The organism is Pseudomonas sp. LS-2 (assembly GCF_003605735.1).
Taxonomy (GTDB): Bacteria; Pseudomonadota; Gammaproteobacteria; order Pseudomonadales; family Pseudomonadaceae; genus Aquipseudomonas.
On the sequence record NZ_QXTJ01000016.1, the window covers coordinates 1 to 26,552 of the forward strand.

Sequence of the window (26,552 nt, forward strand, 5' to 3'; positions counted from 1 at the left end):
AAAGCTTGAATACGAAATCGCCTTGGCCAGGCGGTTAGAGGCCAGAGGTGCATCGTTGGCGATGCCTGCCGAGGTGATTCTGCCTGCGGCCAGAATCAAAAGCTTGAGGATGACGTTCAGCGCTTAACCGCGACCTCTTCCTCGCAAGGTATTCAGCTAAGCTGCATGAGCTGTCTACCTTCAGGAAGCTTCGATGGAACACTTGTGGTTCTCCTACCCGTTGATCAGTGCCTCGACGCTGCTGGTTATCGATCTGGTGCTCTGGCAGACACTCCCTCCCAGAATGTTGCGGCGCAAGCTGATCTGTCGGCTGGTGTTGTTCGTGCTGTTCAGTCTGGCGCTGCTGGACGGGGGGCTGAGCCCACTCTATCCCGTGTCGATCGAACTGTCGGTGCCCCGTCATGTGCTGGCGACGATCCTGACCATCGCCTGGTGGCTGTTCGGCGCCCGGACCCTGACGGTGCTGGCGGTCGTGGTCATGGGACCGCGTATCGGCGGCAAGGGCCACCTGTTGCAGGACGTCATGGGGGCGATCATCTTTCTGGTCGCGGTCGTGGCCGCAGCGGGTTACGTGCTCGATCTGCCGGTCAAGGGGCTGTTGGCGACGTCCGGCGCGGTGGCGATCATTTTCGGTCTGGCGGTGCAGAGCACCCTGGGGGATGTGTTTTCCGGGATTGTCCTCAACGCGACCAAACCCTTTCGCGTCGACGACTGGATTCGCGTCGATGACATCGAAGGCAAGGTCATCGAAATCGACTGGCGCTCCACCCGGCTGCTGACGTCCGAAGGCAGTACGGCGGTGATTCCCAACGCCATGGCGGCCAAGACCCGCATCGTCAACTTCAGCCGCCCCGATCATTTCCATTCAGTGACCTTGACCATCGAATTGTCGACGCGACTGCGCCCCAGTGTCGTGCTGGATTCCTTGGACAAGGCCCTGCAGGGTTGCCGTGAGTTGCTGTCGCAGCCCAAGCCGAGTGCGGTGGTGGTGAAGTCCGGCCTGCGCAGTGTCGAATATCAGGTCACCGGCTACGTCAAATCCCGCGACCGAAGCTCGGCAGTGCGCAATCAACTGTTCGACCTCATTCACCGTCAACTGGCCTCCACGGAAACCCGAGGAGATCAATTGCGGCCGGCCACGCGGCAGTCGGCGGTGCTCAATACTGTGGGCGCGCTGCGCATGCTCGGTGATGACGACCGGGCCCAACTCGAGCAGCACATGCGTCTGGGCTCGTATGCCGCCAAGGACATCGTGCTCGCGGAGGGGGTGGTCCCTGACTCGCTCTACATTATCGAATCGGGGGTGATTTCGGTGTCGATCCAGCGACCCGATGGCTGGATAGAAGTGGGGCGGATGGGCCCCGGCGAACTGATCGGCGAGACCGGTTTCGTCGACGGGACGCCGACCGCAGGACGCTTCTGCGCGTACACCGATTGCATGGTTTATCGAATCGAGAAGGCCAACCTCGAACCCTGGCTGAAAGAGCATGGCGAGTTGATTGGCGCGCTGGCGGGGTTGGCGAAGTTCCGCGCCAAGGCCCGCGCCGCGTTTCTGGAAGCCAAGCCGGTGGTCATCGATCCGAGCGGCTTTCTCGGCTGGTTGCGCAAGAGCGTCACGCGCTTTCGGGTGAGCGGTGACCCGGGACCGACTGACAAGATGAGCTGATCGACCGATCACCCCCGCCGCCAGGCCGGACGGCTAGGGGCAACCTCTCACCCGCTGGATTCAATGCAAGGAGTGCTCTACATTGCCGGTTCATTCGAACATCAGCCGAGTTGTTGAAATGCCTGTGTCCCGCCCGATACTGACCCCCAATGTCCTGCGTGCCGGTGATGCCGTCGCGCTGGTTTCACCCGCAGGTCCCGTGGCTGAAGCGAGGGTTCAGGCAGCGGTGCGGGAACTGACATCGTGGGGCCTGCGCCCGAGAATCTACCCGCACGCACTGGACGCCGACCACTTTCTGGCGGGCAGCGACGCCCATCGCGTCTGCGATCTGAACGACGCGCTGGCCGATCCGGATATTCGCGCCGTGCTGTGCAACCGTGGCGGGTATGGGGTCCAGCGGATCCTCGAGCATGTTGACTACGACGCCGTGCGCCGTGATCCGAAGCTGGTGGTGGGCTTTTCCGATATCACCGCCTTGCACGGGGCGCTCTGGCGTCACACCGGGCTGGTCACTGTTCATGGCCCGGTTGCCGCGCAACTGGAGCGGGGCGGCATATTCGCCAGCACCCTGAAGCATGCCTTGATGAGCAACGAACCGACGGTCGTACCGGCCGATCGGTCGGAGCCTACCTTCAGCGTTCGCACCTCGGGCGTCGCCGAAGGCATTCTGCTGGGGGGCAATCTCAGCATGCTCAGCACCTGTGTCGGCACGCCGTTCATGCCGGACCTCGAAGGGGCGATTCTGCTGATCGAAGACGTTGGCGAAATGGCCTATCGTGTGGATCGCCTGCTCACGCATCTGGGCAACTGCGGGCTGCTCAAAGCGCTGGCCGGCATTGCCGTCGGCCAGTTCAGCGAGCCCGGCCACGGCAACAACGCCATCCGGCCGCCGGCTGTCTTGCTGGAGCGTCTCGGCAATCTGGGCATTCCGCTGCTGGGCGGGCTGTCCATCGGTCATGGCGATCGTAATCTCGCCGTGGCCCTGGGCAGTCGCGCAACCCTGGACGCCAACGCGGGCACGTTGACGGTGGCGTCAGCGACGCGCTGAGCCGAGCTGCACGGCGAGCGTTTCCAGCGCGTCGGTTGTCCCGAAACGCTGATAGAGCCCCGCGATGGCGCGTTACCTTTCGTCGCATCACCCTTTAATTCCCGGGGTGTACGGCGTCTGTTTCCCTGTTGAAGAATCTGGATACGCCGATAACCATTCTGGAAGCGACGTTGGCGTAGCTATTTGCCATTATTCCGACGTCAACGACTTGTTTTGCCGCTGACCCATTGCGAATCTGCACGAAAATTGAATGGCTGTGCTGACCAGGCCTCGTTGTGTGTGCCTTTGGCTTTTGAGCTGTGATTGGGGACTGACCGTATGATTTCGGCCGTGCAAACGCGTTTTGCCAATCTCGGAATGGCAAAGAAACTGGCAATCGGATTCGTCCTCGTGCTGTTGTTGACGGCACTGGTCGCCGCGATCGGGGTCTGGTCGCTGCGTTCGATCAGCGTGCATTTCGACAGCCTCAAGCAAATGACCGCGCTCAATACCGGCTTGAACCGTGTGCGCCTTCAGGAGCAGGATTTCGCCCTGCACAGCGACCCGAAAGTGGTCGATGCACTGCACGCAGGCCTCGACGCACTTACCGCACAGGCCGAGCAGCTCAAATCCAGTTCGGCGGTGAACCCGCGAGTCATGTCCCAGGTTCAGCAAGCGCTCGCGGCTTACCGCACGTCCTTCGACGAATTCGTCAGCATCAGCCAGAGCAAGGACCTCGCGCTGGAAATGGCCAGTTGGTCAGTGTCCAGCGTCGCCAACAACCTTGACGTCCTGCAGGCTGGTCTGGCCGACGATGGCGCCTACAACCTCAAGGATTCCCAAGGCCAGCAGGGCTCTGAATTCATCGAGCAATCGGCTCAGGTCAGCCAGATTGCCAAGCTGATGATGCAAGCCATGGACGAGGCGAGGGTGCGCCTGGACAAGAGCCGCAAGACCGGCTCGGGCGAAGAAGCCAAGACCGGCAAGATCGAACAGGCAGTGCAGGCGCAGGAGTCCGCCGAGCAGCTCAAGGGCGTGATCAAGGACCCGGGCTATTTGACAGTCCTGACCGAAGTCAGCGGACACATCACCAATTTCGGCGACAAGCTCAACGAATACACCGGCTTGCTGGCTGACGAAGCCAGGGTCTCGCAACAACTGGCGATTAACGCCAGAGCCGTGGTGCAACAAGTCAATCAGGCCTATGACGCCGAAGACCAGTCGATGATTGCCGAACTGCAGGCCAACTCGCTGAAGATTATCGGCTCGTCGGTGCTGGCGCTGTTCGTCGGCCTGATCGCCGCGTTTGTCATAACGCGGATCATCGTCGCGCCGCTGCGCAGCGTCATCGCCATCGCACAGCGCATCGCCGCTGGCGATCTGAGCGGCACCGTCGCCGTCACTCGCAAGGATGAGATCGGTCAACTGATGCAGGCGATGCAACAGATGGGTGCCGGTTTGAGCGGCATCGTCAGCGGCCTTCAGGCGGGCATCGAGCAACTGGCGACTTCCGCCCATTCGCTGTCAGCCGTTACCGAGCAAACCAATCTGGAAGTCAGCACCCAGAAGGAAGAAACCGAGCAGGTGGCCACGGCCATGAACCAGATGACCGCCACCGTTCATGACGTAGCGCGCAACGCCGAAGAGGCTGCACTGGCGGCGCAGACCGCCGACACCAAGGTCGACAGCGGCCAGGCCGTGGTGCGGCAGAGCATGCAGCGCATCGAGCAATTGGCGACTTCGGCGGATTCGGCCAGCCACAGCATCGAAAACCTCAGCGCCGAAATCCACAACATCGGCAAGGTCCTGGACGTGATCAAAAGTGTGGCCGAGCAGACCAACCTGTTGGCACTGAACGCCGCCATCGAAGCCGCCCGGGCGGGGGAGCAGGGCAGGGGCTTTGCGGTGGTGGCCGACGAAGTTCGGGCATTGGCCAAGCGCACCCAGCAATCAACCGAAGAAATCGAGCGTCTGGTGGCCCGTCTGCAAAGCGGGGCGCAGGCGTCGGTCGCGCAGATCCAGAGCAGTGGCGAGTTGGTCAAACTGGCGGTGAGCGATGCGCTGCAGACCGAAAGTGCCTTGGGCAGCATTGCAGCGGCGGTGTCGCTGATCCAGCAGATGAACCAGCAGATCGCCGCAGCGGCCGAAGAGCAAAGCTCGGTGGCCGAAGAGATCAACCGCAGCGTCACCAGCATTCGCGCCAGCGCCGATCAGTCGGCCCTGGCGATGCAGGGCAACGCCGCCTCCAGCATCCAGCTGGCGTCGCTGGGGATGGAATTGAAAGGCATGGTTGGGCATTTCAGACTGTAGGCGTGTGGTTAAAAATGACCTCTAGCAGTCCGGCTTACCGGCGGTAGCGACCTTCAGAACGCTGCCGCCGGCAAGCCGGACTGCTACAGAAAGTGGAGTGTCAGCAGAATGTGTCCTGGGCTGAGCTGCCGCCGCCAGCAAGCCGGCTCCCACGAGAGTGAGATGTCATTTGCGATAGTTAAGAATCAGCAGCGTCAACACCCCCGCCACAATCCCCCAGAACGCCGAGCCAATGGAAAACAGCGTCAGCCCTGACGCCGTGACCATGAAGGTGATCAGCGCGGCCTCGCGCTCCTTCGGCTCATTCATCGCCACGGTCAGGCCGTTGATGATCGAACCGAACAGCGCCAGTGCTGCTATCGAAAGCACCAGCTCTTTAGGGAAGGCGGCAAACAGCGCCGCCAGCGTCGCGCCGAACACACCTGCGATGGCATAGAAAATCCCGCACCAGATCGCGGCGGTGTAGCGTTTGTTGCGGTCTTCATGGGCATGCGGGCCCGTGCAGATGGCGGCGCTGATCGCCGCCAGCGTGATGCCGTGGGCGCCGAACGGCGCAGTCACCAGGGAGATCAGACCGGTTGCCGTGATCAGCGGCGAGGCCGGTACGTGGTAGTCGTCAGCACGCAACACCGCGATCCCCGGCATGTTCTGCGACGTCATCGCGACCACGAACAGCGGAATGCCGATGCTGATGGTCGCACCCAGCGAGAACGACGGCGTGGTCCATTCCGGCACCGCCACTTCCAGCGCGAAACCGCTGAAGTTCAACATACCGAGCATGGCCGACAGCGCCACACCCACCAGCAGCGTGGCGAGCACGGCATAGCGCGGCGAGAAGCGTTTCACGATGAGGTAGGTGAAGAACATGCTCAGCACCAGGCCGGTGCGATGTTGCGCGGCAACGAAGATTTCGCTGCCGATCTTGAACAGAATCCCGGCCAGCAATGCAGCCGCCAGCGAAGTGGGCAGGCGTTTGACCAGTTTTTCGAAGCTGCCGGTGATGCCGCAGATGAACACCAGAATCGCGCTGGTGATGAAGGCGCCAATGGCTTCCGGATACGCCACATGCCCCAGGCTGGCAATCAACAACGCTGCCCCCGGCGTCGACCAGGCGACAGTGATCGGCGAGCGATAACGCAGCGACAAGCCGATGCTGCAAATCGCCATGCCCATGAACAGCGCCCAGATCCACGAAGAAATCTGCCCCGACGTCAGCCCGGCAGCCTGGCCCGCCTGAAAGATCAGCACCAGCGAACTGGTGACGCCGGTCATCATCGCAATAAAGCCAGCCACGATGGCCGAAGGCGAGGAGTCGGTCAGCGGGCGCAATGGCGTGTGCGTTACGTCAGTCATGCAGTCGATCCCTGAAGCGGCAATGTGGACAGAACTGCAAGCCTATACGCAGTTGTCACAATTCGTTGCGATACAGCCATAAGCGCAATAATCGGCACAGTTCGCGTCGCGTTACTTCAGCGTATTCCCCAACGCCTGATTCACCGCCAGCCAGCCATCCACCGCTTCGCGACCGGCTTCGGCGAACACCCGCTGCAGCAGTTTCACCTGCTCGCGACGCAGCGACTCTTCGAACCTGGCGCCTTCAGGGGTCAGCTCCAGCAGGCGTTTACGCTTGTCGTTTTCGGGGGCGACGCTGAGCACCAGTTCCATTTCGATCAACTGCCGCAGCGGCGTGTTCAGCGCCTGCTTGCTCACGCCCAGCACCGCCAGCAACTCCTTCACGCTCAACCCCGGATAGCGGGCGATGAAAAACACGATGCGCTGGTGCACCCGGCTCAGTCCACGGCGGTCGAGCATCTCATCGGCTTTGGCGGTGAACGCCTGGTAGCCGAAGAAAAACGCCTCCATGGCGATTTGTTGCGTCGATGAATTTTTAAGGTCAAGCATATTGACGTATCCGGGCAAGTCGTCGTAATTTCGGTCAACCAGTTTGACGTATTTCCATTTATTTCCGCCAGTGGTGATCTCATGGCTTTTTCCGAACGCGTCACCCGTTTGAAGAGTTCTCTGATTCGCGAAATCCTCGCCGCTGCCCAGCGTCCCGAGATGATGTCCTTTGCAGGCGGCTTGCCCGCCGAAGCCATGCTCCCGCAAAGCGAATGGTCCGACATGCCGCGCAGCATTGGCCAGTACGGCATGAGCGAGGGCGAGCCCCAACTGCGTGAAGCCCTTGCCGCTCAGGCGCGTGCGCTGGGGATTCAATGCGACGCCAGTCAGGTGATGGTCGTCAGCGGTTCGCAACAGACGCTGGATCTGGCGGCCAAACTGTACATCGACAAAGGCACCGAAATCCTGCTGGAAGGCCCGACCTATCTGGCGGCGTTGCAGATTTTTCAGCTGTTCGGCGCCGATTGCCTGACCGTACCGCTGCAGGCCGAAGGACCGGATCTGCAGGTCTTGCGTCAGCGGTTGCAGGACCACAAGCCGTCTTTTGCGTACCTGATTCCAACCTTCCAGAATCCTTCCGCCGTGCGCTACAGCGAGGCGGCGAGGGACGCGGTGGCTGCGTTGCTCGACGAGTTCGGCGTGACCCTGGTCGAAGACGAACCCTATCGCGAGCTGACCTTCGACGGCGGCAGCGCGCGCCCCATCGTGAGCCGACTGAACAACGCCAGCTGGATCTACACCGGCACGGTGTCGAAAACCCTGATGCCGGGGCTGCGGGTGGGTTACCTGATCGCCTCGCCGGACCTGTTCCCACACCTTCTGAAACTCAAACAGGCTGCCGATTTACACACCAATCGCGTCGGTCAGTGGCAGGCGTTGCAGTGGATCGGCAGCGAAGCCTATCAACAGCATCTGCTGGAGTTGCGCGGTTTCTATCGCACCCGCCGGGATCAGTTCGAGGCGGCGTTGCAACGGCATTTCAGCGATCTGGCGCAGTGGAACAGCCCGCAAGGCGGCCTGTTTTTCTGGCTCACGCTCAAGGAAAAAATCGACACACGCACGCTACTGCACACAGCACTGGCGCAACACGTGGCGTTCATGCCGGGCGAGCCGTTTTTTACCGATCCGGACGCCAACCCAGGTTACCTGCGCCTGAATTTCAGCCACATCGACCCCGAGCGGCTCGACGAAGGGCTCAAACGACTGGCGAGCGTCATCCGACACGCGCAGGCAGCTCAGGCGGCCTGATACATTACGCACACGCATCACCGGGCAGAATTGAGGGGGAGAGCTGCAGATGTACAAAGTTTATGGCGATTACAACTCGGGCAACTGTTACAAGATCAAGCTGATGCTCAACCTGTTGGGCGCAGAATACCAATGGGTCGCGGTGGACATTCTCAATGGCGAGACTGAAACCGAGGACTTTCTTGCGAAGAACCCCAACGGCAAGATTCCCGTGCTGGAACTCGAAGACGGCACCTGTCTGTGGGAGTCCACCGCGATTCTCAATTTCCTCGCCGAAGGCACGCCCTAACTGTTGCCCGAGCCGCGCCTGCGCACGCAGACGCTGCAATGGCAGTTTTTCGAGCAATACAGTCACGAGCCAACCATCGCCGTGGCTCGGTTCATCCAGTTTTATCTGGGCCTGCCAGAAGAGCGCATGGACGAGTATCGCAAGCTGCACAAGCGCGGCTACAAGGCGCTGAAGGTCATGGAACAGCAACTGCAGCGCACGCCGTTTCTGGTGGGAGAGAGCTTTTCCATCGCCGACATCGCGCTCTATGCCTACACCCACGTCGCCGATCAGGGCGGTTTTGACCTGACTCAGTTCCCGGCCATTGAGCGCTGGCTGGAGCGGATCAGGCAGCAGCCGGGCTATGTCGGCATGCTGGATTGACGCAGTGCTGATCAAAAAAACCGGTCCTGGCAGCAGTGACCGGTTTTTTCATGTCTGAATGTTGTGCGCGCTCCATCGAGCACCACACTGCTTTACGCTGCGCCCCGCTTGGCCACGGCCAGGCGATCAAACCGGAAAAAGGGAGAATTGGATGCGATACATGATGATTGCGCTGGGCATGCTGATGGCCTTGGGCATCGGCTGTTCGGCCCAGGCCGAGGATTGCGACGCCACCCAGGCCTCGATGAACCAGTGCGCAAGCAAGGCCTATGCGGCACAGGACGCCGAACTGAACAAACAGTACAAGGCGCAGATGGCTTACCTGACCAGCCCGTCGCAAAAGAAAGCGCTACAGGACGCGCAGAAGAAGTGGATTGCGTTTCGTGATGCCGATTGCCTGTATCAGGTCGGCAAGCGCGAGGACGGCGGCAGCCTGTGGCCGCTGTCCCAGGCGCAGTGCCTGACCGAGCAGACCAAGGTGCGTGTCGAGCAGTTGAAGGCCTACACGGCGTGTCGGCAGGAAGGGTGCCCGAAGTAGGGCGTATCAAACGGCCGAAAAACGCTTGTCCAGGTAGTCGATGATCACCTTGGACTCATACATCCACACCGTCTGACCGGCTTCCTCGATGCGCAGGCAAGGGACTTTGATCTTGCCGCCTTCTGTGAGCAGGGTCTGGCGGTCGAGTTCGTTGTTCTTCGCATCGCGCAGGGCCACCGGCACATTCAGGCGACGCAGGGTACGACGGGTCTTCACGCAGAACGGACACGCCTGAAACTGATAGAGGGTCAGGGCTTTGGCCGATTCATCGACCGCTGCCTGAGCTTCGGGCGAACGCTTTTTCTTGCTCGGACGGGTCAGGAAGTCGACCAGAATGACCAACTGGCCCAGGCCAACCCTCAATGCCTTCATCAACATGCTTGAAACCTCGACGGCCGCGATAATGAATCGCGGCGTTCAGGAAGCCCGGATCATTTGATCAGGCTGAGAAACTCGGTGCGGGTGGCAGCGTTTTCGCGGAACGTGCCCAGCATCACCGAGGTGATCATCGACGAATTCTGCTTCTCGACGCCGCGCATCATCATGCACATGTGCTGGGCTTCAATGACCACCGCGACGCCCTGGGCGCCGGTCACCTGCTCGATAGCCTCTGCGATCTGGCGGCTGAGGTTTTCCTGGATCTGCAGACGGCGGGCGAACATGTCGACGATACGCGCGATCTTCGACAGGCCCAGGACTTTGCCGCTTGGCAGGTAGGCCACGTGGGCCTTGCCGATGAACGGCAGCAAATGGTGTTCGCACAACGAATACAGCTCGATGTCCTTGACCACCACCATTTCGCTGTTGTCGGAACTGAACAGCGCACCGTTGGTGACTTCTTCCAGGGTTTGCCCATAGCCGCGGCAGAGGTACTGCATGGCTTTGGCCGCACGTTTCGGGGTGTCGAGCAGGCCTTCGCGGGAGACGTCCTCGCCGAGTTGACCAAGGATCGCCGTGTAGTTCTGTTCCAGTGTCACAGGGTTGTGTTCCGTGTGGGTTCAAAAAAACGCCAGCCTGGCGGCCAGCAAAGGCGCACATAGTAGCGTAGCCGGGCGCGGAGGTGTACGGCGGGCGACCGACAAACCTGCGGCATGACGACGCCAGGAGGATGTAAAGCGAGCTTTACCTAACCTTTACCGAGCGCTTATGTCGAAATGTGTCGACTCGGTGTCTGAGTTAACGGGTGACAGATGCCCGGATGAAGAGAGTAAGCGTATGTTGAGCCGAATCGCGAAAATCGCCCTGGTGATCGCCCTGACGTCATCGGTTTCGGGATGTTTTTTTGGCCCTGGATGGGGACGTCACGGTGGTTGGGATCATCGTCATTATGATGGCGGGCACTATTACGAAGGCCGTGGAGGCTACGGTCCGGGACCGGGTTATTACCACCGCTGATCTTTTTTGACCTGATCGGGCATGCCGCCCAAATCGCCGACGGACATTGAATAAAGGCCACAACGGGCGTGTTTTCCGGTTGTGGCCTTTTCGTTTGTGCAGTGCTTTTCGTATCGACACTGATACCTGGCGGCTACCAAGTGGCGACGAGGTTTGGGCGCCTGGTGCTGTCAGACTTTGCAGGTGATGAATGCCTGCTGTTAAGAGAGTGATGAAAATGTTAAGTCGTATAGTGAAAGTCGCGATGGTCATCGCGGTAATGTCGGCCATGTCCGGCTGCTGGCCTTTCTGGGGCCCTGGCGGAGGGGGGCATGGAGGTGGGCATGGAGGCGGTGGTCATTATGAGGGCGGCGGGCCTGGTGGCGGCGGGGGACCCGGCCCTCGCTGAGTAGAGCCTTTGCACGACTTCTGTAGCAGTCCGGCTTGCCGGCGGCAGCGAACCTCAGGACGCCACCGCCGGCAAGCCGTGCTGCTACAGAAGCCAGACGCGGACGCCAATGCCTCAGCGATGGAAGGCCAATTACTCGTCCCGCCCGTCCATCATCGTGCGTTTGAGCATCACGTACACCGCGCCCGCGCCACCATGTTTGGCGACGCACGAGGTAAAACCCAGCACCTGTTGATGCTGACGCAGCCAGGTGTTCACATGGCTTTTGATCATCGGCCGCTTGCCGTCCAGTCGCACTGCCTTGCCGTGGGTGATGCGCACGCAGCGGATTTCCAGTTTTGTCGCCTCGGCGAGGAACTCCCACACGGTTTCTCGCGCCAGCTCCACGCTCATGCCGTGCAGGTCCAGACTACCCTCGAAGCTGATCTGGCCCAGCTTGAGCTTGCGCATCTGGCCTTCCTGAACGCCGTCGCGCGCCCAGTACAGGGTGTCTTCCGGCCCTACGTCGATCACGAACTGATCGGAAAGGCCGTCCACGGTGATAGTGGCGTCCGAGCGTACGGTTGCCGCCTGCCGGAGTTTCGCCAGATTCTTACGGTCGGTTTTGGGTTTGCCTACGTCGGCGTGTTCAGTCTTGATCGGCTTTACGCCGCGAATCTCGCTTCTGAACAGGGAAAAATCGTCGTCTTGCATGTCGGTCTCCGCGAAGGACACCAGTTTAACCAAGTCACGCCGTGATCGGCGCGACTAAAACGTGCAAACGGCTGGGCAAGACGCGGGAGGAGGGGTCAGTCGTGCTTCTTCATCAGGTGCGGAGACATGTTCAGTTCGCCTGCACGACGGCGGCGACGACGGCTGCGGCGCCAGAGCCAGACGCCGATGTACAGCAGAAACAGACCGATCACGATCGTGACCACGGCCCCGGCCGGGCTCGCATTGAGTTCGCCCAGTGCGGCCGGGTGGCCGATCAGGCTGGCGATACCTGCCATGGCCAACAAAACGCCGGCGGTGGCGAGAAGGGCCGATATTGCGGCGCCAATGCGCATCCGCCAGTTGCTCTGGCCTTTCGGGCGCAGGCGACGAGCATCAAAACCATCGGATATCTTCATCCCGACTTCCTCTATGGGTATCGGCGCTCTGACCAGCTTCTGCCAGTGTGGTTCCCGCCTGGTGAGAGCTCTATGGCGAACACGTGTGATTAACGGATAGGCGGTTATGTGACGGAGCGCACACAATCCGATCTCTGCATTTGTACGCTTTTTCTTCAGGAACTGCCGGAAAATGATGTCCGAGGCGGGTCAAGGCGCTGCGGATCAAGCGGGACAGTTCCCGATGAAGACGTGAATCAGATCAGATCTTTGGTCAGGGCAAGCTTGGCGAAGTTATCGTTCATGATCGCCATTTCTGCCTGCTGTACGAGTTCTGCCTTGATCACGCCGGTGGGTGTTGGCAGGTCGCGCGTTGCACAGGCGTCTTCGACCAGGGTGCAGCGAAAGCCATAATCCTTGGCCGCTCGAACCGTGGTGCTGACGCTGGAGTGGCTCATGAACCCACAGACCACCAGGTCCAGACGGCCCAGGTCTTCAAGCAGCTTGTGCAGGGTTTTGCGGTCATCCGTGGTCACGGTGCCGTTCAACGCGTTGGGCAGACGTTTCTCGATGATGATTTCGTCGCCCTGCGGCTGCAGTTCGGGGACGAACTTTCCGCGCTCGCCCTGAGGATCGAACATGCCACCCACGGTCCCCAAATGACGGACGTGAATGATGGGCGACTTGGCGATGCGTGCAGCATCGACCAGTTTGACGATGTTGTCGATGGCATCCTGGACACCGGTCAGCGCCAGGGGGCCGCTGAGGTATTCCTTTTGCGCGTCGATGATGATCAGCGTGGCATTACTCAAGGTGGCCGCTGCGTATTCACGGCCACTGAGTTGAAACATGGTCTTGGGACCGTTGTTTGGAACAGACATCTGGGGCTCCTTCGAGTGGGGCTTTTGCCACATTGTCCACTGGCTGAGCGATTCTGTGAATCTCAATGCTCACAAGCGTCGCTTTTTACCGGGCGTCAAGCCGTCGAGCAGGTCGCGGTTACTGTCATATTGCCTGCAAAATGAATGAAAGGTTGTGGAAAGTTTCGTGCCCCGGACGGCTGTCGGGCGCAGGCATCGTTTGTTGGGGCGATGGCTGCTAGAATCGCCCGTCGTTTTTTCAAGGAGTCTGCCGTGATCACTTCCCGCCTGCGCACCCTGCGCGATCATATTCGTTGGGCCGTCAGCCGTTTTCACGGGGAAGATCTGTTCCACGGCCATGGTACCGACAACGCCTGGGACGAGGCGCGCCAACTGGTATTGGGCGCTCTGCACCTGCCTTGGGAAATCTCGGACAACTATCTGGATTGCAACCTGGAAGATGACGAACTGGTCAATCTGCAGCGGTTGATCAAGCGTCGCATCGATGAGCGCGTCCCGACCGCCTACCTGCTGGGCGAGGCCTGGTTCTGCGGCATGTCGTTCATTGTCGATGAGCGCGTGCTTATTCCTCGTTCACCGATTGGCGAACTGATCGAAAACCGCTTCGAGCCCTGGCTGGCCAGCGAGCCTGCGCGCATTCTCGATCTGTGCACCGGCTCCGGCTGTATCGGCATTGCCTGTGCGGACGTGTTCCCCGAGGCCGAAGTGGCGCTGGCGGATCTGTCGTTCGAAGCGTTGGAAGTGGCGAATCAGAACATCGAGCGCCACGGTCTGGACGAGCGCGTTTACACCGTGCAGGGCGACGGCTTCGAGGGGCTGCCAAGTCAGCGTTTCGACCTGATCGTGTCCAATCCGCCCTATGTCGACGCCGAAGATTTCGCCGACATGCCGGATGAATACCAGCATGAGCCCGAGCTGGCGCTGGCCTGTGGCGATGACGGCCTGAATCTGGTGCGGCGCACGCTGGCCGAGGCGGCCGATCACCTGACCGATAAAGGTCTGTTGATCGTCGAAGTGGGCAACAGCCAGGTTCACGTCGAGGCGCTTTACCCGGAAGTGGACTTCGCGTGGCTGGAATTCCAGCGCGGTGGTCATGGCGTGTTCATGCTGACGGCCGAGCAGTGCCGTGCCCATCAGGCGATGTTTGCGTCACGCGTTTGAGGCTCGGCGGCAGATCATTGTAGGAGCGAGCTTGCTCGCGATGGCGATCTGATCAGCTAAGCCTGTATCGACGCAAACACCCTCATCGCGAGTAAGCTCACTCCTACAAAAAGCGAATCCTTAGCGATGCGTCGCAATCCAGATCAATAACCCGGCCTGAAACACGGCGAAGGTCACCAGGCAGGCGATTGTGAAACGAAGCCCACTGTCGTCGCGGCGGTATTTGCTGACCTTGTCTTCGGCTTTCTTGATGGAGACTTCCTGCTCCTGAATCCTCTGCTCGGCCTGCTGCAGCATCTGCGCGGCGTCTAGGATTTCGACGATCTGTACCTTATCGGTGTTCCAGGTGTTGTTGAGGTTCCCGACCTTGGCGTCCTTGATACTGCCCTTCAGGTGCTGAGGATCGGCGTACACCACTTCGAAACCGTGCGTCTTGAGGAAGTGGTCGCGGCGCAGGCGGGTGTCTTCGTTCAGCGCATCCTTGTTGGCCAGTGCCGTGCCGGCAATCTTGTATTCAGACCAGCGCTTCTGTGCCCAGTGAATCCCCTGCGCGACCATGAAACGGCCCAAGCCACGGTTCCATGGTTCGATCTGCAGGCCGGATTCCGGCCCCACGCGTACGGAGCGATTGGCGTGATCGACCCAGATGTCCAGTTGATTCTGTTCCTTGCGGGTCTTTTGTCCGGGCAGGTGATAGCTCATGCGCAGCAAACTGAAATCCTTGCTGTGGCGCTCCGCCCGGCCGAATTCGACGAAGCGCAGCGGACGACCACCGGTGGCCCGATCCGTCGGCAGCGGGGCCAGGCGCAGCATCGAAAAATGCTCGGCCTGCACGTCCTCCCACAAGACCGGAGCGGCGGCTTCGCCTTCATGAGTGTCGCTGGGGGCGGCCGCTTCGGCCTCAATGGTTGCTTCTGTCATCACGGCGATCCTTTTCGACATTGCTCGGCAAACACAATGCCAGCAACCTCGTATCGGCCGTTTTCGACGAAGCTGAAGGGGGATCCGCGCAGGAACGATGTCGATACGACCTGTAGCAGTCCGGCTTGCCGGCGGTGGGGTAATTGGCGTCGCCACCGCCGGCAAGCCGGACTGCTACAGAAGAGGAGCGAGCCTGAACCTACGCGGCAGGCACGGAACCGATGAACTTCATGATCCGGTCGGACAGCTCGCTGGCCAGCGGCAGTTGCGGATCCTTGTAGGACGCCAGTTGACGCTTCATGTCCATGGGCACGATGCGCAGCACGTGGTTCATGCCGTCGATGATCGCCAGTTGCGAGTCGGGTTTGGCCCGGTGCAACAGCTCGGCATCGCCGACGCCGACCTGCATGTCGTTACGGCCCTGAATGATCAGGGTTGGAATCTTCAGCTGGCTGAAGGCGACCGCCGGTTTCTGCCGAAACAGCGAAATCAGATAGGGCTGCACGCTCGGCCGGAAAACCACCTGCAACGGGTCGGGAACGTTGTCGTCGGTCTTGCCGGCCTTCATTTCCTCGATCAGTTCTTCGCTGCGCGCCAAGAGGGGAGGCGGGAGGCGATATTGCAGTTGCTCGCGCACCACCTGATCAACCGGGCGACCGGTCCCGGCAACCGATATCAGCGCACTGGCGCCCGCCCGTTCAGCCGCCAGCGTGGCGACCAGTGCACCTTCGCTGTGGCCCATCAGGATCAGTTGCCCCAGTCGCGGGTCGGTCTTGAGTTTCTGGCTCCAGGCGACCGCATCGTCAACGTATTTCTCTATCGTCAGGTCGCGTTCGTCGGGTGTCGCCGGGCGACTCGCCGCCACGCCGCGCTTGTCGTACCGCACGCTGGCGATGTTGTGCCTGGCCAGAATCAACGCCAGGCGCTTCATGCTGTCGTTGCGCCCGCCATCCGGGTTATTGCCGTCGCGGTCGGTCGGGCCGGACCCGGCAATGATCAGCACCACCGGCACCGGTGTGGCCGATTTGGGCAGCAACAGGGTGCCGAACAGCTCGCCGGAGCCGGTGTCGAGAGTTATGGGGCGTTGCAGCACGACCGGTGTTCCGGCGTGGGCAAGGGTTGTCAGCAGAGTGAGGGTCAAGGCGATTACTCGCAGCGGCAGCAAGCCGCGGATCAGGGACATAGCACGTAGCATCGCAGGACCATCGTCAATAAAGTGTCAAATTGGATGCAGCTAATCGAATAAGGTTCGAGGGTGATTCACGCGATCAGCCTGCGTATACTGCCGGGCTCGTGTGTTTGATCGATTTCTCGGAGCCTTCCCGCATGTCCGGCAATACCTACGGCAAGCTGTTCTCTGTCACCACCGCCGGCGAAAGCCATGGTCCGGCGCTGGTCGCTATCGTCGACGGCTGCCCGCCAGGTGTCGAGTTGTCGCTGGAAGATCTGCAGCGTGACCTGGACCGACGCAAGCCCGGCACGAGCCGACACACTACCCAACGTCAGGAGGCCGACGAGGTTGAAATCCTGTCCGGCGTGTTCGAAGGCAAGACCACCGGCGCCTCCATCGGCCTGTTGATTCGCAACACCGATCAGAAGTCCAAGGACTACTCGGCGATCAAGGATCTGTTCCGTCCGGCCCACGCCGACTACACCTACCATCACAAATACGGCATTCGCGATTATCGCGGGGGCGGCCGCAGTTCTGCACGTGAAACCGCCATGCGGGTGGCCGCCGGTGCCATCGCCAAGAAGTATCTGGCGACTCAGGGCATTACCGTACGTGGCTACATGAGCCAGTTGGGCCCTATCGAAATCCCGTTCAAGACCTGGGAGTCGGTGGAGCAGAATGCGTTCTTCAGCCCTGATCCGGACAAGGTCCCGGAGCTGGAAGCCTATATGGATCAGTTGCGCCGCGATCAGGATTCGGTCGGTGCGAAGATCACCGTCGTGGCCGAGGGTGTGATGCCGGGTCTGGGCGAGCCGATTTTCGACCGGCTGGACGCGGAACTGGCTCATGCGCTGATGAGCATCAATGCCGTGAAAGGCATCGAGATTGGCGCCGGTTTCGCCAGCGTTGCCCAACGTGGCACCGAGCACCGCGATGAGATGACGCCGGAAGGCTTCGTCTCGAACAACGCCGGTGGCATCCTAGGCGGCATCTCTTCGGGACAACCTATCGTGGCGCATCTGGCACTCAAGCCAACGTCGAGCATCACAACGCCGGGCCGTTCTATCGATATCGACGGCAATCCGGTCGACGTGATCACCAAAGGCCGTCATGACCCTTGCGTCGGTATCCGCGCGACGCCGATTGCCGAAGCGATGATGGCCATCGTCCTGCTCGACCACCTCCTGCGTCACCGCGGTCAGAACCTGGACGTACGCGTCGGCACCCCGGTTCTGGGCCAGCTGTAATGCCTTCCTCCGGTTCCGCTGCCACGGGCGTCTGATCGTGGCAGCGATTCCTTACTGGCGACTGTCCGGTTTCTATCTTTTCTATTTCGCCTTGCTCGGTTCGACGGCGCCGTTTCTGGCGCTGTACCTCGACCACCTCGGGTTTCCCAGTGCGCGGATCGGCGAACTGGTCGCCATTCCCATGCTGATGCGCTGCGTGGCGCCGAATATCTGGGGTTGGCTCGGCGATTACACCGGAAGACGTCTGGCTATCGTGCGCTTCGGCGCAGTCTGCACCCTGGCGTGCTTTTCGCTGATTCTCGTCGACAAATCCTACGCCTGGCTGGCCATGGTCATGGCATTGCATGCGTTTTTCTGGCATGCGGTGTTGCCCCAGTTCGAGGTGATCACGCTGGCGCATCTGCAAGGTCAGACGGCACGCTACAGCCAGATCAGGTTATGGGGCTCGATTGGCTTCATCCTGGCCGTGGTCGGTCTCGGGCGGCTGTTGGAGTGGTTCAGTCTGGATCTGTATCCGCAGGCGTTGCTGTTGATCATGGTCGGCATCGTTGCCAGCAGTTGGTGGGTGCCCAATGCCCAGCCGCCGGTGTCGAGCCAGCGCCCGGCGGGTGAAGGGTTTGTGAAGCAGCTGTTCAGCCCGGGCGTGCTTGCCTTCTATATCAGCGTTGCGCTGATACAGTTGAGTCACGGCCCTTATTACACGTTCCTCACGTTGCACCTGGAGCACCTGGGCTACAGCCGCGGGATCATCGGCATGCTGTGGGCCGTCGGGGTGGTGGCCGAGGTGCTGATGTTCCTGGCCATGAGTCGAATTCTCAAGCATTTCACTGTGCGCACGGTGCTGGTCGCAAGCTTCGCCCTGGCTTCGTTGCGCTGGCTTCTACTGGGTAATCTCGCCGATCATCTCGCCGTGTTGATCTTCGCCCAGTTGCTGCATGCGGCCACTTTTGGCAGTTTTCACGCTGCAGCCATTCATTTCCTGCAGCGCAGTTTCGGTCCACGGCAGCAAGGCCAGGGCCAGGCACTGTATGCAGCATTGTCCGGCACCGGCGGGGCGATTGGCGCTCTGTATTCCGGTTACAGCTGGAACGCGCTGGGTGCCAGCTGGACCTTCGCAATTGCGAGTCTCGCGGCACTGACTGCGGCGGTACTGGCTGCCACGCGCATGAAAGAGGAGCGCGCATGAATCGTTCATCCTTGCGAGCGCCGCTGCGGCGCTCGACCGCTGCGCAGTGCACCCTGACTGTTTTCTACATTATCTGAACGAACCGCGTCTGACCGGACCCTGGCCCGTCCCGCGCCGACTGAACCGAGGAACACCCTAATGAGCAGCCTGTCCGTTTACCACGTCTCATCTGCGGAAATGCCGAACAAGGTCCTGACCCACCTTGAAGACATCGCTTCGACACTGGCCGAGCACGGCGTGACGTTCGACCGCTGGCAAGCCGAAACCCCGATCGCACCGGGCGCCACCGAGGAAGCGTTGATCGGTGCCTACCGTACTCAGATCGACAGGTTGATGACCGAACGCGGGTATCTCACGGTCGATGTGGTCAGCGCGGGTCGCGACCCGTCGCAACGCGCTGAGCGCCATGCCGGGCCCCTCGAAGAACGTCAGTATGCCGAGGATGAGGTTCGGTTCTTCTTCGCCGCCGGTCGTGGTCTATTTTCCCTGCACATCGGCGACTTTGTCTACGCCGTCCTGTGTGAAAGGAACGACCTGATTGGCCTGCCAGCCGGGACTCGTCATTGGTTCGACGGCGGCGAAAATCCGTATTTCGTGGCGCTGCGTCTGTGCAAGGGCGGGCAGGGAGCCGAGGCGACGCTCACCGGCGATGACATCGCCAGCCAGTTCCCGCGCCTGGAAGACTGAGGCGGCTTTCAAAGCGCGATGCTGTCATTTTCAAGAGCGGCCAATGTCACTGACATTGGCCGTTTTTTGTTACTGGATTCATAAAAATGTAAGCAGGTTTTGGAAATTTTGTGGGAAGTGGCCTGTTTACAAGTCAGGCATGCCTGTTTGTTTTCACCCTTGTGTTTAAGCCCTCCTGACTGTGTAACCCTTCGCCTGTCGGTACCTGACAGTCTCTGGACGTGCCTGATTAGCGCAGATTTTCTGCACGACTTCTGACGTCCGGGGGCTGCAATCAACTTAAAACTCTAATGAGCAACCGGGGACGACACATGAGGTTTTTAAACGGAGGGAAAGATGAAGAATATGCCAACAGGGACGCTGAGTCCGTTGATCCAGCAGATGGTCAGCAGCGTCACGGAGCAAGATGGCAATGCGGCGATTTCCAACGCGCTCGACTGGCTCAGGGAGGAATGCAAGTGTGAGCGGGCGATGCTCTACCAGTATCGCAACGCAGAATTGCTCAGTTGCATCACGTCCAATGTCGATGACTATTGGAAGGATCTCTATTGCCAGGGAAGGTTGATGATCGAAGATCCGATCGTGCGGTGTTTTCGCCACACCCTCGGGTTTCTGGGCTGGGCGGACGCGTTCGAGACCTACCCGCCCACCAGCGCCTATCTGGCGGCGGTGGAGGATTGCCAGTTGCTGCCGGGCTGCTCTTACGGGTACAGCAGCCAGGGCGGCGTCAACCAGGGGGTCATCACCATCTGCTCGCTCAACGGAATGTCCCGGGCATTGACCCATAACGACCGATACTTGCTTGCCAGTCTGGTGCCGATGCTGCATGTCGCGGGCAAGGGACGCCAGTTCCAGACCCGTGCACTGACCCCCAAGGAACTGGAGATCCTCAAGTGGGCCCGGGAGGGCAAGACGGCCTGGGAAATCGGTCTGATCAAGGAAGTCTCGGAAGCCACCGTCAAGCACCACTTCAAAAGCATCTACGCCAAGCTCGGTGTCACCAACCGGGCTCAGGCGGTAGGCGAAGCCTTGTGCCGCGGGATCATCCGCTAGACCGACAACCGTCGGCCCTGTGAATGCGCGCATAAAACAACCGCGATGGCAGCGACGCTATCGCGGTATCTACAAGGGATGCTTCAAGACAGGCAGCTTCAGAGGTACATCAGCTGCCTTTAACCTTGCTCTATCAACGGGTGTGATAGGTCGGCAGGTCGAAACGGTGCTGGCTTTGCAGCATCGAGATAGCCGGAAGCTCGCTGGCTTGAGCGGCAAGGTCACGGCGAATTGCGCTGATCACCCATTCCAGTTGAACGGGGGTGTGCAGTTGGGCGTAAGACACCGAGCGACGAATCTGTTTGCCCTCGTGGTTGCGCAACGACAGCAACACACCACCGTCAGGACGAGGCTGAGTGACAACTTCGAAATCGGAAAATACGGAAGCGAATTTCTCTTGGATGAAAGTCATGTCTAGCGGCTCCATTGCTCAGTGATAACAAGCTTGGAAGGACTAGTGCAGTGACTGTGCCAGTATTGGCGTCTCTAAAAAGAGCTTAAAAATCAACAAGTTATAGATAAGGTCGATTTTTGTTTTCGTGCAATTTGCATGAAAGCCTTTCGGGCGTCCTGCATTTTGCCGGAGGGGAGGGGGCGAGGAAGGGGTAAAACGAGGCGCTGTCGAATATTCAGACAGCGATATCCCGGATTTATTACAGGCTGTGACGAAGTTTTTTTCGCCGTGGTGACAAGCGGCGCAAGGCTATGAAGACGATCAAAAACCTTTTCTGGCCGGACAGCACTCCGAGCTGCCATTGTTGCTTTTTTCAGGCGGAACTTGACCACTTGTGCGTGGCTCTGAGATTTTCGCCGGACACTGATCGATCAAGCGCGCCTTCGTACGGCGCTACAGGAGTAATGGAATGTCTGACGCCCCGAATACCCCAGGGTCTGCCACCCGCATGACGGACGACGAGGCGCTCGAATTCGCCGAGCAGGTGTTTGACCGCGCCCGCGCAGGCGATGCGCAGATGCTCGATCGTCTGCTAGAAAACGGCCTGACGCCCAACCTGCGCAACCACAAGGGCGATACCCTGCTGATGCTGGCCAGCTATCACGGCCACCTGGAAGCGGTGAAAGTCCTGCTCAAACACAAGGCCGATCCCGAGATTCGCAACGATAACGGCCAGAGTCCCATCGCCGGCGCCGCCTTCAAGGGCGATCTGGAGGTGGTGCGAGCTCTGGTGGAGGGCGGGGCGGACGTCGAAGGCGCTTCGGCTGATGGCCGCACCGCGCTGATGATGGCGGCGATGTTCAACCGTACCGCCATCGTCGACTATCTGATTTCCAAGGGTGCCAACCCCCACGTCAAGGATGCCAAGGGCGTGACGCCCTTGATGGCGGCTCAAACCATGGGCGCTACCGAGACCGCCGACCAGTTGACCCGTCTGGGCGTCTGAAGCGATAGAGGCGCGAGGGATTTCCGGCTATCCTTCGCGCCTTGTTTTTTCCCCCGGATCAGCGCGCATGAAAGCTTCACTCATCGAATTCATCAGCAAGATCAGCTCCGGCTGCATGAGTGACGAGGAAATCGTAAAGATTGCCGACGAAGCCGCTCAGGCCTACGCCGACCCCGATGGCTTCCTCGCTGCAAACCCCGATATCAACTACGACGACAGCTTCCCGATCCCGCTGGGAGAATGGGTGGTGGTCGGCAGTCTGCCCGAAACCGTCATGTTTCAGGCCGACAGTTATATGGACCTTTTCAGCGAAATCACGGCGTCGTTCGGTCCCGGCGTCGTCTTCAACATCAAACCCAAACAACTGGCCAAGACCGAACCGCTGACAGCGCTGAACCGTATCCAGATTCAACTCGGCAGCATGAACAAGGAAAACGGCGGCTACGTGCTGATGAACCTGAGCGAGCCTCTGGATGACGAACTGCAAACCGTGCTGGTGTACGGCAGTGATCAGGCGCGCGTGATGGAGTTGGGCGTCGAGCTGGGGATTCTTATCGAACCTGCGCTCGAGGCGCTCAAGGCGCAGGGTTAGAAGCCTGAAGGGAAACCCGCTGCCCGATCAGGTGCGCAGGTTTACATTCGGAAATATCCCTCCCGACCAACGGAACCCTCGTCGCGCGCCATGACTCCTAAGTGAGCAAGCCTTCAATAAGGAGCGACACCATGGGTTCCACCTTTAATGGTCTGGTTGGATTGATCATTCTGGCCCTCGATATCTGGGCCATCATCAATGTCTTGAAGAGCGGCGCCGAAACCGGAATGAAAATTCTCTGGGTTCTGTTGATCGTGCTCCTGCCGGTCCTGGGGCTGATCATCTGGGCCATCGCAGGTCCGCGAGGCAACGTCCGCATCTAGACTGCTGCTCGAGGCTTCAGAACACCAACGCCCGGTTGCATGCCTGCAACCGGGCGTTTTTCGTTCAGCGCTGGACCCATTGTTCGTCTTCGCCCCCCATCTGCTTTGCTGAACCGTCGTTGCTCTGCGATTTTTCTCCTTTGACCTTGAAGGTTTTCGGCGTGAGTGGGTCCTTGCCATATTCGAACGTCACCTCGCCCTGCAACCGCTCGACACTCAGGCTGGTGCTACTGCTGTAATTGACCCACGGCGTGGGAAGCACAAAGGAGTCGTCCTTGGTGGCGGCCTTGAATACGGCGATGCTGCTGATGCGCAGGTTGTTGCGATCGGTGGCCAGTTTTCGGAGCTCTGTGTCCGTGAGGGTGCCATCTGCTGCTGCCGTTTCGATCTGCTCCTTGATCTCGTCACGCAACTCCAGGTTGACTTCGGCCTTGGTGCCGGAGCCTTGTTGTAAGGTCTCGAGCAGTTGTTTGAGGGTTGGGTCCTCTGCCATGAACTTCTGTACGTAGGTCGCGTTGCCGGGGTTCGCCTCACGGAAACATTGCGTGGCCCAATCAACGGCCCGCTTGGCGTTACTCGCTTTGGCGATACGGCTGACGTTGTTGTGGGTAACGGTCATGTCCATCATGGTCATCAGAACGCCGCCATTGCGGGCCGCAGTCACCTGACGTTGCATCTGTCTCAAGTCTTTGAGCGCGGCGTACTGAGCATCGTCATCCGTTTGGGTCAGACCGGCGTAGGTGCTCGTGAGGGCGTTGAAGCGTGCGTCTACACCGGGCTTGTCGTTACCCTCGGGCTCGTCGGGCGGTTCGACGTCGGGAAACGCCTCTTTCAGACTTTTCGCAAGCTTGTCCAGCTCACTGTGCTGGGGAGCAACGGCGGCCTTGAATCGTGAGTCGAAGGACTTGCCCGTCTTGGCGTTCAGCACCAGGCTTGCGCTGATCCCGGTAGGGACACCGCCCGAGATGAACGCGCCATCCGGCTGGGCGACGAATGCCGTGTCAAACAGGCGTGCGTATCCGGTCAGCTTGGTCTGCTCCATCACCCTGGGGCGGTTGTCACTCTCAATCCTGGTGTTCAAACCGTCGTCGCCCCGGCCAGAGGTGCGTTGGCGTTCGGTACTCAGCAGTGCCTGAGTGGCCACGAGCCCGGCCCCAAACCGCATGAAACCGGAGACGGGTTTGGCTTTGGTCTGCCCGACGCTGACACGGAACTCCGCGGCTGCGGATGCCTCCAGATCGAAGTTGTACTTCTTTCCGGTTCGTACCTCATGCTCGACCCCGCGCTCGATCAGTGCCATTGGCCGCAGCGTATCCGGTGCGTTGGTCTTGCTGCTGTGCAGTTTCGTGGTCGTAAGGTCGGTAATGAAATCGTCGATTTCATCCTCGCGCACAAAAAAGCTCATGGCCTGGGTCTGGGTGAACTTGTTTTTGATGTCGACCGAGCCGCCGAAGCGCCCGCCGATAGTCTGGTGTTGCTTGTGATCGGAACCGGGGCTTGAGCTGTGAACCTCTGTGCTTCCCGGTACGTTGCCCGCGTTGCCCGCATCGGCTGTGGACTTCACACCGCCTGCGATCATGGAAGTGCCGATGGTAAGGGCGCCGTCACGGCCAATCGATACTTTCATGCCGCGGTCATAACGCGTCAGTGTTATTGCGTAGGTGCGCTCTGGGTCAACGCTCAATTTCGGCCCCACGACGGCGATGCCGGCATCGAAGCCCAGGGTGGCCGATCCGCCACCGCTGTAGACACGGTTGATCTTGATGTTTTCTCTGGGCTCAAGCTCACGTATCGCGTCCAGCAGTTTTGCGCCGATTCCGCCCTGATCGGTATCCAGTGCCTGGCGCAGATTCATCGACACCGGGTGATGGTCCTTGCGCAGATACTTCAGAAAACTTTTGAGCGCGTCATAGTCGGCTTCAAGCTGCGTGTGATTGTTGAAACCGGCGTCAGTCAGCCGCTTGAGCTGATTGTTGCCCCACTTCTGGTTGTGCAGTTCAGCGAGGTTCTTCGCAGCGGTTTCGAGCGGGTTATTCGCAGCCGTCGGGACATGCTCCTGCGTCTGAGGCGGGGCGTTCAGGTGTTGCTCCAACGCGGTCAGTTGAGCGTTGATGTCGTTCAGGAGCACAACGTTGTGCGCCAGGCGCGCCTTGACCAGCGACATGTCGTCATGTGCGTCGCGACGGCTGCCGGGCAATGGGCTGGAGGAGCGCGGGACCACCGCGCCGGAAGTTTGCAATTGACCAAGCAGCTTGCGGGTCGGGCTGTCCGCCGCAAGCCCCACGTTTTGCAAGACATCGTGCATCTGATCGACGAAGTTGTCCTGTACACGTGTTGAAGGTCGATACCCAGGATTTGGGCCGCTGTTGGGCCGTAGCGGGTTACGGGAGCTCAGGCCAATGCCCGGTGAGTGCTCGCCCAGTGTGCGCAAGTGCTGGTGCGTGCTGTCGCTGACTTCTTTGCCCAGCCACTCGAACAGCTGCAGAAGCTCTTGGGTCTCGGGGTCGGCATGCCTGGTTTTGAGGGCGTCGATGCGTACGTCCAGGGACTGCGTCGGCGGTGTCCCGGCGTGGGTGCTACGGACCGCATCGAAATCGGCAAGGGCCTGTTGTTGAGCGGTGTACACCTCGCTCAGCCCGGCGCGGCCTCGATATTTATGCTCGACGTAGTCGCCGGCGACTTTCATCATCGCAGGTGTCTTTCTCAAGCTGCTGGGCAGCAGGTGCGCCTTGAGGAACCCTATCTGCGTCGGCGCCAGCTCCTCGGCGTGCAGTTGCTGAGCATTGCCTCGCCCGAAGACAGTGGTGTCGAACTTCGCGCCCGGACCGAGTGTGGGCAGGTGCCCGACGGTAGGCACGCCAAACAAGGCTTCGCGGTCTTCCAGGGCGACAAATCGCCCGTGATCGGAAAGCGCCTTCGGTTTGCTCTCGCCAGCCGGACCCCACTTTTGATCCTTCAGCTCGAATTCGCCAGCGGCGGTCTGCGCAAGCAAGTGACCGTCACTCCCGGTGCGCAAGGCCGTGATCTGGTTGCCGCCCAGACCTTCCAGTGGCACTGTTTTCCAGGCGTCGCCTTTGATCGGGGTTATGTCGTTCGACGACCAGGTTTTCCCTTCCATGCGGTGAACATTGCCGCCACTGAGGACATAAAGGTCCTTGCCTCCGGTGGCCAAGGAGGTGGTCGGCGCATTGTCAGGCGTGGCCGGCAACTGAAGCCGAGGGCGCCTTTGGTCATGCACCCGCAGTTTGCCTTCACTCAAGGACACGAAGCGTTGATCGTTGAGTACCGCAATCTTTTCCGCTTTGATGCCACCCATGCCGGGCATCGCAGATCCCGCCTTGATCTCGGTGGTCCGCCCCGGCAGGTTGAGATCGGGGCCGTCGTTGAACAGATGACTCGCCGATTGCTGGTTGACCACCAGCGGTTTGACCTCGCCATCCTTGGTCACGATGTAGGCATTCTTGTCCTGACCCATCTGGACATGTTGCAGGTCTTTTTCCGCTGCCTTTTTCCACAACCCGGTACGCGCGTCGAGCTGCATGAGTTGTTTGTCGTGAAGGGCGAGGCTGCCATTGGGCAAATGCAGTTGTTCGTGGGGCTGTGGCGTGGCGTCTGGCAAGCCGCGTCGGCTTTCCAGAGTCAGCGCCTGAGTGATGTTCCATCCCGGTTGAAACGAGGGTGTGGCGTGTGAGCCATCCAGCATCGGACACGTGTGN

General features: G+C 60.1%; 23 protein-coding genes and 3 pseudogenes. 15 read left to right on the forward strand and 11 right to left on the reverse strand.

All coding sequences use genetic code 11. From position 1 onward, the window contains the following. Positions 1 to 193 precede the first annotated feature (193 nt). From D3M70_RS10695 to D3M70_RS34140, 4 genes and pseudogenes are all read left to right on the forward strand, one after another. On the forward strand, positions 194 to 1,666 hold the full coding sequence (locus D3M70_RS10695) for a mechanosensitive ion channel domain-containing protein (protein ID WP_120125743.1): 1,473 nt from the start codon (positions 194 to 196) through the stop codon (positions 1,664 to 1,666). Between the two features lie 118 nt (positions 1,667 to 1,784). Beyond that, positions 1,785 to 2,714 (forward strand): LD-carboxypeptidase, encoded by a 930-nt coding sequence (locus D3M70_RS10700; protein WP_120125956.1) that lies wholly within the window; start codon positions 1,785 to 1,787, stop codon positions 2,712 to 2,714. 1,203 nt (positions 2,715 to 3,917) lie between these two features. Beyond that, positions 3,918 to 4,094 (forward strand): annotated as a pseudogene (locus D3M70_RS34135) (hypothetical protein); the annotation flags it as partial. A 204-nt stretch (positions 4,095 to 4,298) separates the two neighbouring features. After that, positions 4,299 to 5,003 (forward strand): methyl-accepting chemotaxis protein, encoded by a 705-nt coding sequence (locus D3M70_RS34140; RefSeq protein WP_375232953.1) that lies wholly within the window; start codon positions 4,299 to 4,301, stop codon positions 5,001 to 5,003. A gap of 165 nt (positions 5,004 to 5,168) precedes the next feature. Here D3M70_RS34140 and D3M70_RS10710 read toward each other — a convergent pair whose 3' ends face one another. Together D3M70_RS10710 and D3M70_RS10715 are read right to left on the reverse strand one after the other, a co-directional pair. Further along, positions 5,169 to 6,356, reverse strand: a complete 1,188-nt coding sequence (locus D3M70_RS10710) for a benzoate/H(+) symporter BenE family transporter (protein ID WP_120125745.1) — start codon at positions 6,354 to 6,356, stop codon at positions 5,169 to 5,171. 111 nt (positions 6,357 to 6,467) lie between these two features. Then, positions 6,468 to 6,905 (reverse strand): MarR family transcriptional regulator, encoded by a 438-nt coding sequence (locus D3M70_RS10715; protein WP_120125746.1) that lies wholly within the window; start codon positions 6,903 to 6,905, stop codon positions 6,468 to 6,470. A gap of 81 nt (positions 6,906 to 6,986) precedes the next feature. Here D3M70_RS10715 and D3M70_RS10720 point away from each other — a divergent pair, with 81 nt between their 5' ends. The 3 genes and pseudogenes from D3M70_RS10720 to D3M70_RS10730 all read left to right on the forward strand — a co-directional run bounded on the left by D3M70_RS10720 (position 6,987) and on the right by D3M70_RS10730 (position 9,343). Then, positions 6,987 to 8,153 carry a PLP-dependent aminotransferase family protein gene (locus D3M70_RS10720; RefSeq protein ID WP_120125747.1) on the forward strand — a complete coding sequence of 389 codons (1,167 nt, stop codon included), beginning with the start codon at positions 6,987 to 6,989 and terminating at the stop codon, positions 8,151 to 8,153. A 49-nt stretch (positions 8,154 to 8,202) separates the two neighbouring features. Next, positions 8,203 to 8,805, forward strand: a pseudogene (locus D3M70_RS10725) (glutathione S-transferase family protein). A 151-nt stretch (positions 8,806 to 8,956) separates the two neighbouring features. Further along, positions 8,957 to 9,343 (forward strand): lysozyme inhibitor LprI family protein, encoded by a 387-nt coding sequence (locus D3M70_RS10730; RefSeq protein ID WP_120125748.1) that lies wholly within the window; start codon positions 8,957 to 8,959, stop codon positions 9,341 to 9,343. 6 nt (positions 9,344 to 9,349) lie between these two features. Here the strand turns inward: D3M70_RS10730 and D3M70_RS10735 are convergent, their stop codons facing one another. The 5 genes from D3M70_RS10735 to D3M70_RS10765 all read right to left on the reverse strand — a co-directional run bounded on the left by D3M70_RS10735 (position 9,350) and on the right by D3M70_RS10765 (position 13,095). Beyond that, on the reverse strand, positions 9,350 to 9,721 hold the full coding sequence (locus D3M70_RS10735) for a glutathione S-transferase N-terminal domain-containing protein (RefSeq protein ID WP_165869773.1): 372 nt from the start codon (positions 9,719 to 9,721) through the stop codon (positions 9,350 to 9,352). 53 nt (positions 9,722 to 9,774) lie between these two features. Further along, positions 9,775 to 10,320 carry a GTP cyclohydrolase I FolE gene (folE, locus tag D3M70_RS10740; RefSeq protein WP_120125749.1) on the reverse strand — a complete coding sequence of 182 codons (546 nt, stop codon included), beginning with the start codon at positions 10,318 to 10,320 and terminating at the stop codon, positions 9,775 to 9,777. Positions 10,321 to 11,258: 938 nt separating this feature from the next. Beyond that, the gene (locus tag D3M70_RS10755; protein ID WP_120125752.1) at positions 11,259 to 11,819 is read right to left on the reverse strand and encodes a Smr/MutS family protein; all 561 of its coding nucleotides are present in this window, start codon (positions 11,817 to 11,819) and stop codon (positions 11,259 to 11,261) included. A 95-nt stretch (positions 11,820 to 11,914) separates the two neighbouring features. Beyond that, positions 11,915 to 12,235 (reverse strand): hypothetical protein, encoded by a 321-nt coding sequence (locus D3M70_RS10760; protein ID WP_120125753.1) that lies wholly within the window; start codon positions 12,233 to 12,235, stop codon positions 11,915 to 11,917. Positions 12,236 to 12,471: 236 nt separating this feature from the next. Next, the gene (locus tag D3M70_RS10765) at positions 12,472 to 13,095 is read right to left on the reverse strand and encodes a cysteine hydrolase family protein (protein WP_120125754.1); all 624 of its coding nucleotides are present in this window, start codon (positions 13,093 to 13,095) and stop codon (positions 12,472 to 12,474) included. A gap of 252 nt (positions 13,096 to 13,347) precedes the next feature. Between D3M70_RS10765 and prmB the strand changes: the two genes are divergently transcribed. Then, positions 13,348 to 14,256, forward strand: a complete 909-nt coding sequence (gene prmB / locus D3M70_RS10770; protein WP_120125755.1) for a 50S ribosomal protein L3 N(5)-glutamine methyltransferase — start codon at positions 13,348 to 13,350, stop codon at positions 14,254 to 14,256. Between the two features lie 120 nt (positions 14,257 to 14,376). On the opposite strand, the gene D3M70_RS10775 is transcribed toward prmB, so the two are convergent. Beyond that, positions 14,377 to 15,177, reverse strand: coding sequence for a hypothetical protein (locus D3M70_RS10775; protein WP_120125756.1), 801 nt, complete (start codon positions 15,175 to 15,177; stop codon positions 14,377 to 14,379). Positions 15,178 to 15,376: 199 nt separating this feature from the next. Further along, a complete protein-coding gene (locus tag D3M70_RS10780; protein ID WP_256659807.1) occupies positions 15,377 to 16,360 on the reverse strand; it encodes an alpha/beta hydrolase in 984 nt (327 codons plus the stop codon). A 143-nt stretch (positions 16,361 to 16,503) separates the two neighbouring features. On the opposite strand from D3M70_RS10780, the gene aroC reads away from it, so the two are divergent. From aroC to D3M70_RS10800, 4 genes are all read left to right on the forward strand, one after another. Then, positions 16,504 to 17,595, forward strand: coding sequence for a chorismate synthase (gene aroC / locus D3M70_RS10785; RefSeq protein WP_120125758.1), 1,092 nt, complete (start codon positions 16,504 to 16,506; stop codon positions 17,593 to 17,595). A gap of 34 nt (positions 17,596 to 17,629) precedes the next feature. Continuing rightward, a complete protein-coding gene (locus D3M70_RS10790; RefSeq protein ID WP_165869779.1) occupies positions 17,630 to 18,781 on the forward strand; it encodes an MFS transporter in 1,152 nt (383 codons plus the stop codon). 138 nt (positions 18,782 to 18,919) lie between these two features. Then, the gene (locus tag D3M70_RS10795; protein WP_120125760.1) at positions 18,920 to 19,468 is read left to right on the forward strand and encodes an acireductone dioxygenase; all 549 of its coding nucleotides are present in this window, start codon (positions 18,920 to 18,922) and stop codon (positions 19,466 to 19,468) included. Positions 19,469 to 19,804: 336 nt separating this feature from the next. Beyond that, positions 19,805 to 20,521, forward strand: coding sequence for a helix-turn-helix transcriptional regulator (locus tag D3M70_RS10800; protein ID WP_120125761.1), 717 nt, complete (start codon positions 19,805 to 19,807; stop codon positions 20,519 to 20,521). 133 nt (positions 20,522 to 20,654) lie between these two features. Here D3M70_RS10800 and D3M70_RS10805 read toward each other — a convergent pair whose 3' ends face one another. Further along, positions 20,655 to 20,933 carry a DUF3509 domain-containing protein gene (locus tag D3M70_RS10805; protein ID WP_120125762.1) on the reverse strand — a complete coding sequence of 93 codons (279 nt, stop codon included), beginning with the start codon at positions 20,931 to 20,933 and terminating at the stop codon, positions 20,655 to 20,657. Positions 20,934 to 21,384: 451 nt separating this feature from the next. Here D3M70_RS10805 and D3M70_RS10810 point away from each other — a divergent pair, with 451 nt between their 5' ends. From D3M70_RS10810 to D3M70_RS10820, 3 genes are all read left to right on the forward strand, one after another. After that, positions 21,385 to 21,921 (forward strand): ankyrin repeat domain-containing protein, encoded by a 537-nt coding sequence (locus tag D3M70_RS10810; protein WP_120125763.1) that lies wholly within the window; start codon positions 21,385 to 21,387, stop codon positions 21,919 to 21,921. A gap of 67 nt (positions 21,922 to 21,988) precedes the next feature. Further along, on the forward strand, positions 21,989 to 22,513 hold the full coding sequence (locus tag D3M70_RS10815; protein ID WP_120125764.1) for a hypothetical protein: 525 nt from the start codon (positions 21,989 to 21,991) through the stop codon (positions 22,511 to 22,513). A 131-nt stretch (positions 22,514 to 22,644) separates the two neighbouring features. Next, the gene (locus D3M70_RS10820) at positions 22,645 to 22,836 is read left to right on the forward strand and encodes a PLDc N-terminal domain-containing protein (protein WP_024688144.1); all 192 of its coding nucleotides are present in this window, start codon (positions 22,645 to 22,647) and stop codon (positions 22,834 to 22,836) included. Positions 22,837 to 22,900: 64 nt separating this feature from the next. Here the strand turns inward: D3M70_RS10820 and D3M70_RS10825 are convergent. Then, positions 22,901 to 26,551 (reverse strand): annotated as a pseudogene (locus D3M70_RS10825) (AvrE-family type 3 secretion system effector); the annotation flags it as partial. Between the last annotated feature and the right edge of the window lies 1 nt (position 26,552).

What these genes read in the sequence shown, in the direction of transcription:
- D3M70_RS10695 (WP_120125743.1), top strand. Translation starts at nt 194, where the DNA reads ATGGAACACTTGTGGTTCTCCTACCCGTTGATCAGTGCCTCGACGCTG.
- D3M70_RS10700 (WP_120125956.1), top strand. Translation starts at nt 1,785, where the DNA reads ATGCCTGTGTCCCGCCCGATACTGACCCCCAATGTCCTGCGTGCCGGT.
- D3M70_RS34140 (WP_375232953.1), top strand. Translation starts at nt 4,299, where the DNA reads ATGACCGCCACCGTTCATGACGTAGCGCGCAACGCCGAAGAGGCTGCA.
- D3M70_RS10710 (WP_120125745.1), bottom strand. Translation starts at nt 6,356, where the DNA reads ATGACTGACGTAACGCACACGCCATTGCGCCCGCTGACCGACTCCTCG.
- D3M70_RS10715 (WP_120125746.1), bottom strand. Translation starts at nt 6,905, where the DNA reads ATGCTTGACCTTAAAAATTCATCGACGCAACAAATCGCCATGGAGGCG.
- D3M70_RS10720 (WP_120125747.1), top strand. Translation starts at nt 6,987, where the DNA reads ATGGCTTTTTCCGAACGCGTCACCCGTTTGAAGAGTTCTCTGATTCGC.
- D3M70_RS10730 (WP_120125748.1), top strand. Translation starts at nt 8,957, where the DNA reads ATGCGATACATGATGATTGCGCTGGGCATGCTGATGGCCTTGGGCATC.
- D3M70_RS10735 (WP_165869773.1), bottom strand. Translation starts at nt 9,721, where the DNA reads ATGTTGATGAAGGCATTGAGGGTTGGCCTGGGCCAGTTGGTCATTCTG.
- D3M70_RS10755 (WP_120125752.1), bottom strand. Translation starts at nt 11,819, where the DNA reads ATGCAAGACGACGATTTTTCCCTGTTCAGAAGCGAGATTCGCGGCGTA.
- D3M70_RS10760 (WP_120125753.1), bottom strand. Translation starts at nt 12,235, where the DNA reads ATGAAGATATCCGATGGTTTTGATGCTCGTCGCCTGCGCCCGAAAGGC.
- D3M70_RS10765 (WP_120125754.1), bottom strand. Translation starts at nt 13,095, where the DNA reads ATGTCTGTTCCAAACAACGGTCCCAAGACCATGTTTCAACTCAGTGGC.
- D3M70_RS10775 (WP_120125756.1), bottom strand. Translation starts at nt 15,177, where the DNA reads ATGACAGAAGCAACCATTGAGGCCGAAGCGGCCGCCCCCAGCGACACT.
- D3M70_RS10780 (WP_256659807.1), bottom strand. Translation starts at nt 16,360, where the DNA reads ATGTCCCTGATCCGCGGCTTGCTGCCGCTGCGAGTAATCGCCTTGACC.
- aroC (WP_120125758.1), top strand. Translation starts at nt 16,504, where the DNA reads ATGTCCGGCAATACCTACGGCAAGCTGTTCTCTGTCACCACCGCCGGC.
- D3M70_RS10795 (WP_120125760.1), top strand. Translation starts at nt 18,920, where the DNA reads ATGAGCAGCCTGTCCGTTTACCACGTCTCATCTGCGGAAATGCCGAAC.
- D3M70_RS10800 (WP_120125761.1), top strand. Translation starts at nt 19,805, where the DNA reads ATGAAGAATATGCCAACAGGGACGCTGAGTCCGTTGATCCAGCAGATG.
- D3M70_RS10805 (WP_120125762.1), bottom strand. Translation starts at nt 20,933, where the DNA reads ATGACTTTCATCCAAGAGAAATTCGCTTCCGTATTTTCCGATTTCGAA.
- D3M70_RS10810 (WP_120125763.1), top strand. Translation starts at nt 21,385, where the DNA reads ATGTCTGACGCCCCGAATACCCCAGGGTCTGCCACCCGCATGACGGAC.
- D3M70_RS10815 (WP_120125764.1), top strand. Translation starts at nt 21,989, where the DNA reads ATGAAAGCTTCACTCATCGAATTCATCAGCAAGATCAGCTCCGGCTGC.
- D3M70_RS10820 (WP_024688144.1), top strand. Translation starts at nt 22,645, where the DNA reads ATGGGTTCCACCTTTAATGGTCTGGTTGGATTGATCATTCTGGCCCTC.